The following is a 15,237-nucleotide window of genomic DNA, read 5'->3' as shown; positions in this document are numbered from 1 at the left end:
CACATGGCCCACCCCGGGAATCGCACGCACAACTCCGGGAACTTCACACCTGGCTCCGGGGTTTGTTACGCAAATACGATACAAACCCCGGAGTGAGCGACGGGAAGCAATACCGGCATCCCGCCACGGACATGCCGGCGGGAAGCCCCGTCAGTCGACCAACGCGAACTGGCTGTTGTAGAGGTCGGCGTAGAAGCCGCCCTTGGCCAACAGCTCCTCATGCGTGCCGCGCTCGATCACGTCGCCGTGGTTCATGACGAGGATCATGTCGGCGTCACGGATCGTGGAGAGACGGTGCGCGATGACGAACGACGTACGGCCCACGGTCAGCGCGTCCATCGCCTTCTGGATGAGCTCCTCGGTGCGGGTGTCGACCGAGGACGTCGCCTCGTCCAAAATCAGGATCGGCGCGTCCTGCACCATCGCGCGGGCGATGGTCAGCAGCTGCTTCTGTCCGGCGGACAACGACGTGTTCTCGTCGAGCACGGTGTCGTAGCCGTCGGGCAGCGACATGATGTAGTGGTGCAGACCGACGGCCTTGCACGCCTCGATGATCTGCGAATCCGTGACGTCCGGCTTGGAGTAGGCGATGTTCTCGCGCACGGTGCCGTGGAACACCCACGTGTCCTGCAGCACCATCGAGAACTGCTCGTGCACGTTCCATCTCGGCACCGAGGCCGTGTCGACGCCGTCGATCGAGATGGAACCGCCGGCGATGTCGTAGAAGCGCATGAGGAGGTTCACCATCGTGGTCTTGCCGGCGCCGGTCGGTCCGACGATCGCGACCTTCTGCCCGGCCTTCACGGTCGCGGAGAAGTCGCGGATGATCGGCTTGCCGGGCTCGTACTCGAAGCGCACGTGATCGAACTCGACATCGCCCCTCACCTCGCGGCCGTCCGCGTACTTCGCGCCGAGCAGGGCCGGCTTGGACGACTCGTCCGCCATCTCCGGCTCCTCGAGGAAGCCGAACACGCGCTCGGACGCGGCGGCGCAGCGCTGCAGGTTCTGGAAGGCCTGCGCGAACTGGGCGAGCGGCTGGGTGAACAGTCGGACGTACATCATGAACGCGACGATCACGCCGAATTCGATGTCGCCGTTCATCGCGAGCGCGGCGCCGACGACGCACACGACGACGTAGCCGAAGTTGCCGACGAACTGCATGAGCGGCATCATCAGGCCGGAGAGGAACTGCGACTTCCAGCCGGAGTCGTACAGGTCCGCGTTGTACTTCTCGAAGCGCGCGATCGAATCGGCCTCGCCGTTGTACGCCTTGACGATGAGGTGGCCGGAGTACATCTCCTCGACGTGGCCGTTGACGTCGCCGAGCGCGACCTGCTGGCGCGTGAAGTAGCGCTGCGACGCCTTCATGATCACGCCCATCAGCACGAGGCCGACGAGGCTCGCGCCGATCGCGGAGAGCGTCATGATGACGTTGTTGGCGAACATCATGACGAGCGCGCCGACGAACAGCGTGACCGACGTGATGAGCGAGCCGAGCGACTGGCCGAGGGTCTGGCCGATCGCGTCGACATCGTTGGTGATGCGGCTGAGCACGTCGCCGTAGCTCACCTTGTCGAAGTAGCTCAGGGGGAGCTTGTTGATCTTGACGCTGATCGCCTCGCGCAGCTGCTGCGCGGTGCGCTGGGTGACGTTGGCCATGAGCCAGCTCTGCACGTAGCTCAGGATCGCGTACCCGACGTACAGCGCGACGAGCGTGAAGCCGATGCGCGAGACCGCGTCGAAGTCGACGGCGCCCATGACGGGCCTGCCGTGGACCATCGCGGGCAGTCCCTTGACGATCTCGTTGGTCATGTCCTTGAGCTTGTCCGGTCCGACGATCTGGCAGATCGTGCCGGCCGCGCCGAGCACCAGCGCGATGACGATGACAGGGATGTAGCTCCTGCAGAAGCGCACGAGCTTGCCCATGACCTTCCCGAAGTCCTGCGGCTTCTCGACGGCGCCGCGGTTCGGTCCGCCGTGTCCCATTGGTCCTGGCATGGTGAAGTCCTTTCGAAAGTCCTGTGTGATACGACGCGGTCCGGGTCAGGCGGCGAGTTCGCTCGCGCTGAGCTGGGATTCGGCGATCTGGCGGTAGACGTCGCAGGTGGCGAGCAGCTCCTTGTGCGTGCCCTCCCCCACGACCCTGCCGTCGTCGAGCACGACGATGAGGTCGGCGTTCATGATGGTGCCGATGCGCTGGGCGACGATGAGCTTGGTCGCGTCCTTGGCATACTCCGCGAGCGCGTCGCGCACCTCGCGGTCGGTCCTGAAGTCCAGCGCGCTGAACGAGTCGTCGAAGACGAGGATCTCCGGGTCGCGGTGGACGGCGCGCGCGATCGACAGGCGCTGCTTCTGTCCGCCGGACACGTTCGATCCGCCCTGCGCGATGGGCGCGTCGAAGCCGCCGTCCATGCGCTCGACGAATTCGGTGGCCTGCGCGACGTCGGCCGCCTCGCGGATGCGGGACATGTCGTCGCCCGCCGTACGCCCGCCCGGCTCGTCGCCATAGGCGATGTTGCCCGCGACGGTGCCCTTGAACAGCACCGACTTCTGCGGCACGTAGCCGATCTTGTCGCGCAGCTCCCTGAGCGTGTACTCGCGCACGTCGACGCCGTCGACGAGCACCTGCCCCTCGGTCGCGTCGTGGAAGCGCGGGACGAGGTTGACGAGGGTCGACTTGCCGGAGCCGGTCGAGCCGATGAACGCGACGGTCTGGCCGCGGGTCGCCTTGAACGAGACGTGCTCGAGCATCGGCTCGCGCGAGTCGGGGTACGTGAAGCTCACGTCGCGGAACTCGACCTCGCCGCGTGGAACATCGGCGGTTTCACGTGAAACACCCGGGCCGTCCTTGACGAGCGGGTCGGTGTCGAGCACCTCCATCACGCGCTGCGCGGAGACGTCGGCGCGCGGCCAGAGCACGAACACCATGCTCATGAGCAGGAAGCTCATGATGACCTGCACGGAGTAGCTGGAGAAGACGACCATGTTCGAGAACACGGTGAGCTTGTCGGTCAGGGCGGCCGCGTCGATGAGGTACGCGCCGATCCAGTAGACGACGAGCATGAGGCCGTTCATCACGGTGTTCATCAGCGGCATCATGACGGCCATCGCGCGGTTGGTGAACAGCTGCGTCTCGGTGAGGTCCGCGTTGGCCTTGGTGAACTTCGACTCCTGATAGTCTTCGGCGTTGTACGCGCGCACGACCCGCAGGCCGGTGAGGTTCTCGCGCGCGACGAGGTTGATGTTGTCGATGAGCGTCTGCATCGCCTTGAACTTCGGCATGACCATCGCCATGAGCACGACGATCGCGACGAGCAGGACGACGACCGCGATCGCGGTGGCGAGCGTCCACTCGAAGCCGTCGCCGGCGATCTTCATGATCGCCCAGACCGCCATGATCGGCGATTTGACGATCATCTGCAGGCCCATCGTGATGAACATCTGGATCTGCGTGATGTCGTTGGTCGAGCGGGTGATGAGGCTCGCGGTCGAGAAGCGGCTCATCTCGGCCGGGCCGAACGACTCGACCTTGCGGAACTCGAGCGAGCGCAGGCGCTGGCCGAAGCTGGCGGCCACGCGCGCGGCGATGAAGCCGGTGACGACCGCGCAGGCGACCGACCCGAGCGAGACGAGCAGCATCTTGCCGCCGGCGATCCAGATGTCGGACATCTCGCTGCCCGGCGTCTCGACGAGCGTGGTGATGTCGGACATGTAGTCGGGCAGCTTCAGGTCGAAGAAGACCTGTCCGACGATGGTCACCAGGGCGACGAGCATCTGTGCGACCTCTCCCTTCGAGAGGTATTTCATGATGCGAAGCATTGGATCCCCCTATGCGTTGACGTGCGGTGTGTACGTGTGTTGGCTTGCGCTGATTCGCGCCTTTGGATATCGGATATCCACGTAATTTATCTTGCAGTATTAAATTACTTACACCCAGAGATATTTGTCAATGCTACGGCGTTTCCCGTGAGGGAGAGGACCTGCTTCGGCGAGGGCGGCGGGGCGGGCGACACTGACCGGCGATGCGCCCCAACGGAAGGAAAAGAGGAAACGAGTCAAGGCCATGAGGCGTCACGCAAAGGGGCCGCAGAGACCCTCCCCCATCCAGGTTTCGCGTCGCGCGCGAATGCCCGGCAGCTCCTCGCGGCACAGCCGCTCGGCCAAGCCTACGAACAGTCCACAGGACTGTTCGCTTTACGGCTCGGCCTGTTCGAAGGCCGCCTTGACCTCCTCGGGGGTCGGGCGCGGTTTGCCGGGGCGGCAGATCGACATGTAGGTCATGAACTCGCGGGTCAGGTCGACGAACTCGCGCGTACGCCGCTCCCCCATCTGCGAGAAGATCCAGCACACCGCGTCGCGCACCGCGTCGACGTCGCACTGCACGGCCTCGCGCCCCGCGTCCGTCAGCCGCACGCGCACGACGCGACGGTCGTCGGGGTCGTTCTCACGCGTGATGAAGCCCTTCTTCTCAAGGGCGGACAGCAGCGTGGAGATGCGTCCGGAGCTCACGCGCAGCGCCGACGCGAGCTGCGAGGGCGTCAACTGCCCGTACTCCATGAGCTGACGCAGGACGAACACCTCGCCGTGCGCGCCGCGGGTCAGGTCGCGCTGCATCGCCGACTTGTGGCTCCACACCTTGCTCCACAGCTCGTCCACCGCCTCCTGTTCGAAGCCCATCTCACGCCTTCCTCTCCATGCGCCGACATTCCGACCGGCCGTCGATGCACCGGCACGACGACGCCACGACCATCGGGGCCGTCATGCCGAACCGGCGCTCACCGCCAAAATACCTAACACCCTATAATATCTCTCACTGCAAACAATTTCGCCGAACGCATCGATGCGCGAACGGCGCCGGGCGCCACGCCCGCACCCGAGCTCAGCCGAGCAGCGCCAGCTCCTCGTCGGTCAACCGCAGATCGACCGCGGCGAACGAGTCGCGGATCTCGTGCGGGTTGCGCGCGCTCGGGATCGTGAACAACCGGTCGTACCGCGTCAGCTCCCACGCGAGCACGACGCGCTGGTACGAGACGCCGCGCGCGGCGGCGACGCGGCGGAACGGGTCGTAGGCCCGCCGGTCGAACGGGTCGAGGAACCCGCCGAGCGGCGACCAGCACACGAAGTCGAGACCGAGTTCGGCGCAGTGCGCCATCGTGCCGTCCGGATCGGGGTGCGACGGCGAGAACTGGTTCTGCACGGCGATCAGCCGGTCGCCCAGCATCGCGCGCGCGACGTCGATCTGCGCGTTGTCGACGCGCGAGACGCCGGCGTAGCGGATCACGCCCTCGTCGAGCAGGGTCCTCAGCGCGCCGATCTGCTCCTCGTACGGCACGGCCGGGTCGGGACCGTGCGAGTAGAGCAGGTCGAGCGCGTCCACGCCGAGATGCCGCGCGGACTCCTTCGCGTCGCGGATCATCGTCTCGGGACGCGAATCGGCCATCCAGCCGTACCGGCTGCCGGCCGCCTGCAGACGTTGGCGATCGGACTTCCCGGCGGCGGCGTCCGCCGCGTCGTCGACCGGACCATCCACGTCGATCGTGCGCCGGTAGCCGGTCTTCGTGGCGACCAGCACCTCCTCGCGCGGGCCGTCCCAGCTCGCGAGCGCGTCGCGCACGAGCATCTCGCCGTACCCGAAGTCGCCCTCCACGCCGGTGCCGTCCGCGCCCGGCGCGCTCGGCAGGTAGTACGACCACGCCGTGTCGAGATAGCGCACGCCGGCGTCGAGCGCCGCATGGATCGTCTCGATCGCGGTGTCGCGGTCGGGCCGCCCCTCGATCGACAGCGCCATCGTGCCCATGCCGAGGCGCGGAATGTGGTGTCCTGCGAAATCGACGTCGTTCGCGAAATCCCCGTGAATCATGACTCCATGATCGCACGGGCCCCGGCCGGCGGCGACCGTTGCGCACGGCACCGCCGCCGGACGTCGCAACGGGCACGACGACGGCGGTCCGATCAGCCGTCGATCGACCGGCCGCACGCCGCGGACACCGCGTAGCTCGCCATGCAGCGCGACACGCCGATAATGCGACACCTTGCCGAGAAACGCCGCAAGAGCACCGTCGAACCGGTACGACGTGCCGGCGTTTCTGTGATCTACGTAACACTGCAGACGAGAAATCGTTTACTATGTGGACAGTGGGGGGCACCCCAAGTCTATAGTGGAACCATGTAAGGCGCAGAGGCCCTGCGTAAGCCCAAGGAGGGGGAACATTATGGAACGGAACATTTGCTGCATAGCCGGGTGCACCCATCAGGCCGAGGAAGCGGGCATGTGCGGAGCGCACTTCACCGCGGCTCTCGTCCACGGAGCGCTGCAGTACGTGACTCCGGTCGCTCGTCCGGCACGCTCCTGACGCGACGACGTAGTCACTCACAGGGATAACCGAACATCACTTAGATTTTTCGAAATTTAGGAAGAGCTCAAGGACGGCCGCAAGGTCGTCTTTTTTGTTTGCGCCCGCGTATGAGACGGGCCATCATGCCGGTCGCCCTCGCGGCGCCGATCGCCAGCACCGCCGCGGCGACGGCCCAACCGGAACGGAACCACGAGTCGAGGGAGGTCGGCACGCGCATGACCCGGGACGATGCGGTCCCGGCGAGGCCGGCGTCGCCGTCGCCCGACGGATCGCGCTCGCCGGTGACGAGCAGTCGATGCGTGTTCACGCCGTACGGCGTGCAGGTCACCAGCGTGACGAGGTCGCGGCCGGGGACCGGCGCGAGCGGATCGTCCGCGACGGCCGACGTTCCGCCGGTCTCTCCGGATGCCTCGGCATCCGCGGCTGCGGTCGCCTCCGTTATGCCCGCCGATCCGTCATCGACCTCCCGCGCCTCGACGACCCGGATGTCGACCACGCGGTAGGAGCGGGTCTCGCCGAGCACGATGACGGCGAACCGGTCGCCGCGCGCGAGCTCGTCGAGCCGGGTGAACAGCTCGGCCGAGGGCAGCCCGCGATGTCCGGCGAGAACGCTGCGGGTGCCGGCGCCGCCGATCGGCAGGGCGCTGTCGGGCATGTGCCCGACGCCCTTGGCGAGCGCCGCCTCGCCGACGCCGTGATAGATCGGCAGCCGCAGGGCGATCCTCGGGATGACGAGCACGCCCATCACCCCGTCGCCGCCCGGATCGAGCAGCGACGCATAGCGCGTGCCGCCGGACGCCCGCCGCTCCTCCGCGCCCGTTCCCGACCCCGACCCGGCGGCGGCAAGCGCGACGTTGTGCCGACGGGCCTCGGCGAGCATCGACTCGCGCCGCCGATCGCCCATCGTGGCCGTCGCGGATTCGTATCCGGCGACGACCTGCGCGTGCCGTCGCGACGCGACGGATTCGGCGAGCGCGGGGTACGCGCACAGGGCGAGGCCGGCGAGGATCAGCGCCACCGCCGGCCAGGTCGACCAGAAGCGGCGCCGCGCGCGATGCCTCCCATGCCCCATGACGCATCCGGCCCCGTCAGCGCCGGCGGCGACGAACCAGGACCAGTCCGCCGAGCACCATCAGCAGTCCGGCGGCGCTGAACGCGAGCACGCCGGTGCTGCCGGTCTGCGGCAGCCATCCGCGGTAGTTGCGGATCGCCCCGTACGCATAGCCGGCGGTTCTCTGGCCGACGACGTCGCCGGTGAATTCGACGCCGGTCGCGCCGTCGGCGGCCGCGGCGTCGCGGATCGTGAACTCGACCGGCTTGCCGAGGAGGCCGTAGCCGTCGGGCGCCTTCGTCTCGGTGAGCGCGTAGGTGCCCGGCCGCAGTCCGGAGATCCACAACGTGCCGTCGTCCGCCACCGTAAGATCGCGGGTCAGCCGATCCCGATCCTCGGCGACGATCGCGCCGGCGGCGTCGCGGCGGGGCAGTCGGTAGCGGCCGCCGTTGGAAGAGGCCCCCGCGTCGCCGGACGGGCCGACCGGCACGACGCCCTCGTAGACGCCGGCATCATCACCGGCGCCGTCATCCCCGCCAGCGAGCGCGGCGAGCCCGTCACCGCCGAGCGCGAACACGGCCCCGGACAGCGGTTTGCCGTCGCCGCCGGTCTTGAGCGCCTCGATGCCGTACGAGTACGCGGTCACGTGGTCGTCGTCGGTCCCGTGCGACGCGTCGTGGTACGGGTTGTTCGAGTATTCCAGCAGGACCTCGTTCGGGTTGCCGTCCGGTCCGATCACGACGCGCTCGTTGACGATCGCACGGTACCGCACGTGGATCGACCGGTACCCGCCCACGCCGGCGTAGCGCTCGCCGCCGAGGTCGATGCGGAAGGTGAACGCCGGGGTCGCCGAACCGCCGTCATCGGCCGATTCGTCCGTTCCGCCGGACTCCTCCCCCGCCACGGTCAGCCCGTAGGCGTCGTCAGCGAGCGGCGTCTCGACGTCGGCGCCGCCCTCGCCCGTGGCCGCGACGCCGAACACCTCGATCGAGTCCCGGTCGAACGTGAGCCCGTCCGAGAGGGTGTCGGCGATGGTGAAGTCGCGGTGGGTGGCGTTGTTCGGAAAGACCGGCACGTCGGCGCGCAGATCGAAGGTCACGGCGTCGCCGACCGCGAGGACGTCGCTTCCCGTCCCCTTCGCGCCCTTGCCGGAGAGATGCCCGTCGTCGCGCTGTTCGTTGATGGATTTGTCGACGGACGGCAGACTGCGTTTCGAGTCGATCTCCACGCGTTCGGCGACGACCCACTGCCGGTCGGCCGCGCGGTGTTCCGGCACGAGGTTCGCGATCACCGGGCGATGGATGTACGCGCCGCCGGTCGTGAGCACGAGATGTCCGCCGAGCGGCAGGCCGGCGAAGGTCGCGACGGCGTCGTCGGATTCCCCGGCCGAGCCGGAGCCGCCGGACGTCACGCCGGTGCGCGGGTCGAGGCCGAGTTCCGCCGACTGTCGGCCGACGAACTGCGCGAGCCGGTCGGCGAAGTCGGCGATCCGCCCGGCCGTGGCGGTCCGAGGATCGGCCTCGGGGTCGGATTCCAGCGCGGCGTAGGCGTCGCCGACCGCGCCGGCGACGGGCTCGTCCGTGATGAAGTCGACGTCGTGCGCCTCGTCGTACTCGCGCACGAACGCGCGCACCGGCTCGGCCCAGACGTACGGCGGCGCGGCGGGCGACGTGCCGTCCGGTTCGAGGTTGAGTTCGATGACCCGGTACGCGACGCTCGTCGTGCCGGATTCGACGCCGCGCACGACCAGCGTGGCGGTCGAGTCCTTGGCAAGCGGCGTGCCGGCGGGATCGGCCGTCGGCGACGCGGACGCGACCGGCACGGACAGGGCCGCGACGAGCGCGGATGCGGTGATCACGGCCGCCGCGACGCGCGAGGCGACTGCGACTGTGGCGTGATGCGAATGACTGCGGGTGAACATCGTTGTTCCTTCCTGATTTGGTGTATTGGGTTGTGGACGCTTATCGCCGCGTGGCGTTGCGACGGGATTCGCGGGCGACGATGAGCGCGCCGGCGAGCAGCAGCATGAGTCCGGCCATCGAGACGGCGAGCAGTCCGGCGGCGCCGGTTCTGGGCAGGGTCGTGGATTTGGCGACGTTGACGAACCGGAACTCCGTCCGGGTGTTCAGGAACCGCGGATTCGGCGTGAATCCGGTGACCGTGCCGTCCTCCGACCTGATCGTGGTGTTCGTCCACCAGCCGTAATACGTGCCGAGGAACTCCTTCTCGCCGACCGCCGGATTGCCGTCCGCGCCCCGCGTCACCTTCGCGATGTGCACCGAGGCGGCGAGACCCTGGTAGCGGCGTTGGGACGTATCGGGATCCGAGCCGGAGCCGCCGGAATCAGCGTCGCCGGTCGAGTCGTCCTTCGGGTCCGTCGCCCCCGATTCCTGTTCCGATTCGGTCGGCTCGGCCTCGACGCCGTCCATCCGGAACCGGCCGAGCCAGTCGGGTACGACCTCGACCCACAGCCTGTACGAGACGCCCTCCGGGTTGTAGCTGACGGCGGTGTCGGACGGGTCGTTCTCCTCGGTGACGGTGAACTCGTACGATCCGGCCCTGTCGAAGGTCAGCGGACTGAAGTCGACGGTGCCGGTGTGGTTGGCGAAGAACGATCCGGTCGACGTGACGCCGACCGTCTCGTGGATGTCGCCGGTCGAGTCGGCGCCGTCGAGCGTGAAGCGGAACTGGCCGTCCTCGATGTCGTCGTCGCCTCCCTTGAGGACCTTGCTGGCGCCGACCTGCAGGTGCACCGGCAGCGGCGGATCGCCGATCGTCACGACGTCGGTATCGGCGGCCTCGCGATGGTAGACGCGCGTGCCGGCGTCGATCGTGATCGCGGCGTTCTCGCAGGTCAGCTTCCGGCCCTTGATCATCGCGTTGATCGCGTCCTGCGCCTCGGCCGCCGTCGCGAAGGTCTTCGTTTCGGCGGACTCTCCCGCGCCGAACGTGACGGTGTAGGAGCCGCCGCCGAGCGGGGTGAGTGCAGGCGCGGCGGGATTGGCGTCGACGACCGGCTCGCCGATCCCGCCGGACGGATCGGCACCGTCACCGGCTCCGGCATCCTTGGGATTCGCGGCGTCGCCGGGGGTCTCGGCATCGCCGCCGGTGGCATCACCGGGATTCTCGGTGCCGGTGGCGGCCTCAGGCTCGGTGATCGCGATCGGCTTGCCGCCGTTGCGGATGTAAACTCCGTCGTCGATGCGGGCGACGTCGAGTTCGGAGGTGAGGGTGATGTTGTTCTTCGCGGTGACCCAGTTGGACGCGTTCTTGAAGTTGTCGGCGCGGGCGGTGTTCACGGGCTTGAGCACCTTGGCCTCGTTGCCCTGACCGCCGCTGAGGGTCGGGCCGGCGAGCGGCGTGCCCTCGTCGGCGCCCTTGACGGTGACCTTGATCGGGTTCGTCTCGGGCAGTCCGTAGCCGAGCGTCGGGTCGATCTCCTTGAGGTAGTAGTCGCCGGGTACGAGATACTCGATGGTCAGGGTGCCGTCCGAGTCGGTCGTCACCGGTTCGACGTCGCGCATGGCGATGGCGCCGTCGGCGTCGTACTGCACCTCGCCCGACAGGCTCACGACCGCCTGACGAGCCGGCTTCGTGGCGGCCTTGTCCGTGTAGAGGCGGAACTGCGACAATTCCAGCGGCTCGTCGTTCGTCGCGTCGACCTTGCGCACCCTGAGATCGGACAGCACCGTCGCCTCCCCGGCAATGGTCACCGTATTGAGATACGTGACGCTCGTCCGATAGAAGTAGTCGATGGAGAACTGCTGCTGAACTGTGCCGCCAAAATGCTGATACAGCTTGCTGAACGCCACCCTCTCCTGATAGCTTCCATCCGTCCCGCAGCTCGGAATCGACATCGACACGACGTTGCCGTCCGCCGTCACCCGGTCGGTCGATATGGCATCGGATTCATCGGACTTGGTCTGGAACGTCGGCGTCACTTCGGTAGGACGTACGGTTCTACCGGCCTCGGATGCTCCGGCCCCGATCTTCCCGGACTCGGAGGACGCATCTTCCTCGTCGCTTATCCCTGTTCCGACCTTTTCCGGCACCACGGGCGCTTCAGCTCCGTCGCCTTCGGCGTTTGCACCCGCATCGGAAGCATTCCCCGAACGTCGCTTGCCGGAGTCCAGATTGAACTCGACCTTCCCGTCGCGAACGGTCAGCGTCGTATCGATATCGACCCGCGCGTCCTTCCCCTCCGGGTCACGCACCACGTTGATGGACAGATCGCTGTAGGCGGTGGTGTTGAACGTATGATGTCCGCTGCGCGCCTTGGTCAGGTTGTACGCGTACGGATTCTTGGGCAGCACGGTCAGATTCATCGGCGACACTCGGATCGCCGGCCCCGCAGGGGTCTGATACGGCTGCGCTCCGTCCGCGGCCGGGGTGAAGGCGTCTTCGATGAACGCCAGACCGCGATGGTTGCCGACATCCCTGATCTCGAGCGATCCCGTGTTGCCGAGCAGCGTGACGCCGGTCAGGACCGCATCATCCTCCAACGGCTTATCCACCGTGATCGTCGTGTGGTCGGGATCGAGAACGCCGAACAGCCGAATCACGCCCGCCGCCGAATAGAGATCGTCCTGATCCTCCAACCGCTCGTCCGTATAGTCCTGGCCGGAGGCGCGGATCGCGTCGTAGACGGCGTCGGCGAAGACCCGGGAACCGGTGAAGTGCTCGTCGATGTACGCGCGCACCTCCTTCCACGTCACGCCGTCGGGCAGCGTGGTGGACGATTCCCCGTCGGCCGCCGCCGTCACGATGACGCCGTCATCGCCATGAACCACGTTCCCTGACGACGCCGGGTCATCGCCGTGCAACACCGTCTGTCCGGCGCCCAGCGCCATGGCGGAGTCGCCGGCGCGCGCATCCGGTACCGGCGGCAACACGGTCATCGTCAGAAGCATCGCCACGGCCGACCAGGCGGCGCACCACCGCAGTCCGCGGCGCATCCTCCGCCCGCACAGGCGCCGCTTGACGCCCAGACCGTGCGTCCCGGCCTCCGTCGGGAACGACGCGTCGGGGATCAGCGCGAAGTCGTCCGCGCCGCCGCCGGGATTCTCGTGCCGCCCGCCGCCGTTGCCGCGGGGACGCGGGATCCCGTACCATGCGGGCGGCCACTGCGGCAACGCCTCCGGCCGCAGCGACTCCGCCCGCGGCTCCTCCGTCGGTTCCGTCCGCGGCTCCCCCGGCGACTCCGGCCGCGGCGACTCTCGCGGCGTCACCCGTCGACGCTCCTCATGCGGGAACGTCTCCTCCCGGAGATCTTCGCGCCCGCGTTCGTCGTCGCGACCGCCATCGGCCTGCCCATTGTGGAATTCGTGCCTCATCGCACGTCCTTTCTCGGTGTCGTTCGATCGATCCCGAACCCGCACCGGCGTTCGGGTCGCGCCCCGCGCCGCACCGCCGTTGGCGCCGTGCGAGGTCGCTGTTCGAACGGTCCCACGTCGAAACGACAGGACGAAACGCCCGATTCGGGCCGGAACCGGCGATGAAGCGACGATGACGGGACACTCGGTCGGCTCATCCGCGATCGATTCCGGACGTGTCGATCATCGACGCATCGCGACGACGACGCCCAGGAATCGTTGCGACAGCTCGGCATCCGACATATCGACGACGATCGCGGCACCGGGATCACCGCCTCATCACGGCGCAATCCCCGAAATCACCGGCAGACGGTCGCCCTACACGCGCGCGGCGACCACGACACACCTGTCCCCGAACGACTCGAAACCGCATCTTCACGGTTTCATCACACCTTGGGATGTCTTATCGCCCCGATTCCGGCACCGATACCCGACCTCACAGCCGCAACGTCTCGGCTTCTTTCGACTTCGCGCCTCATCACCTCTTGCCCCGACCCCGACTTCGAGAAAAAGTACCGCTGGGAGCCCATCAGCGGTACCTATTCTCGAGCAAGGGGATGATCTCGAGAGAAAGTACCGCTCAGTCGGGCCCAGAGTCCCCTTTTCTCGAGACATGGGTGGATCCCGAGAAAAAGTACCGCGGGGCATACCAACGACAGGTATCGGCACCTGCGACGGAGAGTCACCGGAGAAAACCGCTTCCAACGGCACCGATGCGGCACTATGGCACCACAGCCGCGCGGCGCCATCGGCCGCGATGTCGACCGCGGCATCGCCACAACGACGCGGCGCCACCGGGAATCATCCCGACGGCGCCGACGAACACCCCTCAAAAGGGAACGAAACGGATCTACTTCTTCAGGGCGGCCTTGAGGTCGCGGTTCTGGAAGCGGTCGTGCAGGACGCAGTAGCCGCCGAACACGGCCAACCACACGAGGCCCGCGATCGCGGAGCCGCGGGTGTCGTCCGCAAGGAACAGCGTGCAGTACACGAACACGAAGAACGCGATCGCGAGCGTATTGGTGAACTTCCACGCCGGCATCACGAAGCCGTCGGCGATGAAATCGGCGGAACGGCGGTACCTGCGGTGCGCGATCATCGTGAGCGTGTAGATGAAGATGATCACCGCGGACGAGGCGGACGCGAACAGCACGAACGCGCCGGACACGCCCGGGATCGCGTTGATGACCGGGGAGAGCAGGATCAGCGCGGCGGACACGAGGATCGCGCGCGCCGGCACCTGACGCTTCGAGACGACGCCGATCTTCTGGAAGTTCGGCGAATCGGACTCGATCGCCAGCTGGTAGAGGTGGCGGCCGGCCGAGTACAGCAGCGAGTTGAGCGCGGAGGACGCGGCCGTGATCACCACGAAGAACACGAGCGCGGCCGCCCAGTTGAGGCCCGCGTACTGGAACACCATGATGAACGGGGATGCGAAGGAGCCGTCCTTGTTCGGCTTGAACGTGGTCCACGGCACGATCGCCATGATCGCGACCAGCGCGCCCACGTAGAAGATCAGCACGCGCACGATGATCTCGTTGACGGCCTTCGGCAGGACCTTCCTCGGGTTCTGCGTCTCGGAGACGGTCACGCCGACGAACTCGATCATCTCGTAGGCGTAGAAGACCATCTGGAAGCTCATGAGGAACGCGAGCCAGCCGTTGGGGGCGATCGAGAAGTTGTTGGTCAGGTTGTCGAGGCCGGCGTGGCCCGCGGGCGAGGGGTAGTCCTGGCCGGTGATCTGCACGGAGCCGTAGTGGTAGCCGATCACGACCATGACGACGGCGGTGACGATCATCGCGCAGATCAGCGTGATCTTGATCATCGAGAACCAGAACTCGGCCTCGCCGAACGCCTTGACGGCGATGAGGTTGATCGTCACGAGCGCCGCGAGGAAGCACAGCTCGATCAGCCACTTCCAGTGCGACAGGTCCATGCCGAACGTGTCGAAGAACGTGATGAAGTACGTGGAGACGGCCGTGATCTCGCTCATGCCGATGAGCACGAGCACGATCCAGTACGACCATCCCGCGAACTTGCCCCAGCCGTTGCCGAGGTAGCGCTTGATGAAGTTGATGAACGTGTGCTGGCTCGGGTCACGGTACATGAGCTCGCCGATCGCGCGCATCAGCAGGAACATGATGATGCCGACCGCGATGTACACGAACACGATGGACGGTCCGGTCAGCGCGATCGACTTGCCGGAGCCGAGGAACAGGCCCGTGCCGATCGTGCCGCCGATGGCGATGAACTGGACATGGCGATTGTTCAGACCGCGGTCCATCTCGTTGTTTGCGTCGAGGCTTTCGACGGATTTCAGGCTGTCGCTCATGCGGCTTGACCTCGCTTCTCACATCTTCACATACGCATCGTTCAATGCGAGTTCAAACTCTAGCACTGTGCTGGCGCAAAAAGTTCACTCGGTTCAATTCTCGTGTAACACCTCTGTGAACTTTCC

General features: G+C 66.9%; 8 protein-coding genes. All 8 read right to left on the bottom strand.

The window, feature by feature from the left end:
• Positions 1-150: 150 nt before the first annotated feature.
• The 8 genes from JS528_RS07190 to JS528_RS07155 all read right to left on the bottom strand — a co-directional run bounded on the left by JS528_RS07190 (position 151) and on the right by JS528_RS07155 (position 15,111).
• The gene (locus JS528_RS07190) at positions 151-1,998 is read right to left on the bottom strand and encodes an ABC transporter ATP-binding protein (protein ID WP_214358398.1); all 1,848 of its coding nucleotides are present in this window, start codon (positions 1,996-1,998) and stop codon (positions 151-153) included.
• Positions 1,999-2,043: 45 nt separating this feature from the next.
• Positions 2,044-3,819 carry an ABC transporter ATP-binding protein gene (locus tag JS528_RS07185; RefSeq protein ID WP_214358397.1) on the bottom strand — a complete coding sequence of 592 codons (1,776 nt, stop codon included), beginning with the start codon at positions 3,817-3,819 and terminating at the stop codon, positions 2,044-2,046.
• A 375-nt stretch (positions 3,820-4,194) separates the two neighbouring features.
• A complete protein-coding gene (locus JS528_RS07180; RefSeq protein ID WP_214358396.1) occupies positions 4,195-4,677 on the bottom strand; it encodes a MarR family winged helix-turn-helix transcriptional regulator in 483 nt (160 codons plus the stop codon).
• Between the two features lie 202 nt (positions 4,678-4,879).
• Positions 4,880-5,860: an aldo/keto reductase gene (locus tag JS528_RS07175; protein WP_214358395.1), complete on the bottom strand. Its 981-nt coding sequence runs from the start codon at positions 5,858-5,860 to the stop codon at positions 4,880-4,882.
• A gap of 560 nt (positions 5,861-6,420) precedes the next feature.
• Positions 6,421-7,428, bottom strand: a complete 1,008-nt coding sequence (locus JS528_RS07170) for a class C sortase (protein ID WP_214358394.1) — start codon at positions 7,426-7,428, stop codon at positions 6,421-6,423.
• 16 nt (positions 7,429-7,444) lie between these two features.
• Complete coding sequence (locus tag JS528_RS07165; RefSeq protein ID WP_214358393.1) at positions 7,445-9,328, bottom strand: isopeptide-forming domain-containing fimbrial protein; 1,884 nt, start codon at positions 9,326-9,328, stop codon at positions 7,445-7,447.
• A gap of 40 nt (positions 9,329-9,368) precedes the next feature.
• Positions 9,369-12,740, bottom strand: a complete 3,372-nt coding sequence (locus JS528_RS07160) for a SpaA isopeptide-forming pilin-related protein (protein WP_214358392.1) — start codon at positions 12,738-12,740, stop codon at positions 9,369-9,371.
• An 889-nt stretch (positions 12,741-13,629) separates the two neighbouring features.
• Positions 13,630-15,111: an amino acid permease gene (locus tag JS528_RS07155; RefSeq protein ID WP_214358391.1), complete on the bottom strand. Its 1,482-nt coding sequence runs from the start codon at positions 15,109-15,111 to the stop codon at positions 13,630-13,632.
• Positions 15,112-15,237 lie beyond the last annotated feature (126 nt).

It is taken from the genome of Bifidobacterium santillanense (assembly GCF_018555385.1).
GTDB lineage: Bacteria > Actinomycetota > Actinomycetes > Actinomycetales > Bifidobacteriaceae > Bifidobacterium > Bifidobacterium santillanense.
Note: the sequence above shows the minus strand (reverse complement) of the source record. Positions and strands in the feature narration are given on the sequence as shown.

Excerpts from the sequence above, each read along its gene's own strand:
- JS528_RS07170 (WP_214358394.1), bottom strand. The coding sequence starts at position 7,428 with ATGGGGCATGGGAGGCATCGCGCGCGGCGCCGCTTCTGGTCGACCTGG.
- JS528_RS07160 (WP_214358392.1), bottom strand. The coding sequence starts at position 12,740 with ATGAGGCACGAATTCCACAATGGGCAGGCCGATGGCGGTCGCGACGAC.
- JS528_RS07175 (WP_214358395.1), bottom strand. The coding sequence starts at position 5,860 with ATGATTCACGGGGATTTCGCGAACGACGTCGATTTCGCAGGACACCAC.
- JS528_RS07165 (WP_214358393.1), bottom strand. The coding sequence starts at position 9,328 with ATGTTCACCCGCAGTCATTCGCATCACGCCACAGTCGCAGTCGCCTCG.
- JS528_RS07155 (WP_214358391.1), bottom strand. The coding sequence starts at position 15,111 with ATGAGCGACAGCCTGAAATCCGTCGAAAGCCTCGACGCAAACAACGAG.
- JS528_RS07180 (WP_214358396.1), bottom strand. The coding sequence starts at position 4,677 with ATGGGCTTCGAACAGGAGGCGGTGGACGAGCTGTGGAGCAAGGTGTGG.
- JS528_RS07190 (WP_214358398.1), bottom strand. The coding sequence starts at position 1,998 with ATGCCAGGACCAATGGGACACGGCGGACCGAACCGCGGCGCCGTCGAG.
- JS528_RS07185 (WP_214358397.1), bottom strand. The coding sequence starts at position 3,819 with ATGCTTCGCATCATGAAATACCTCTCGAAGGGAGAGGTCGCACAGATG.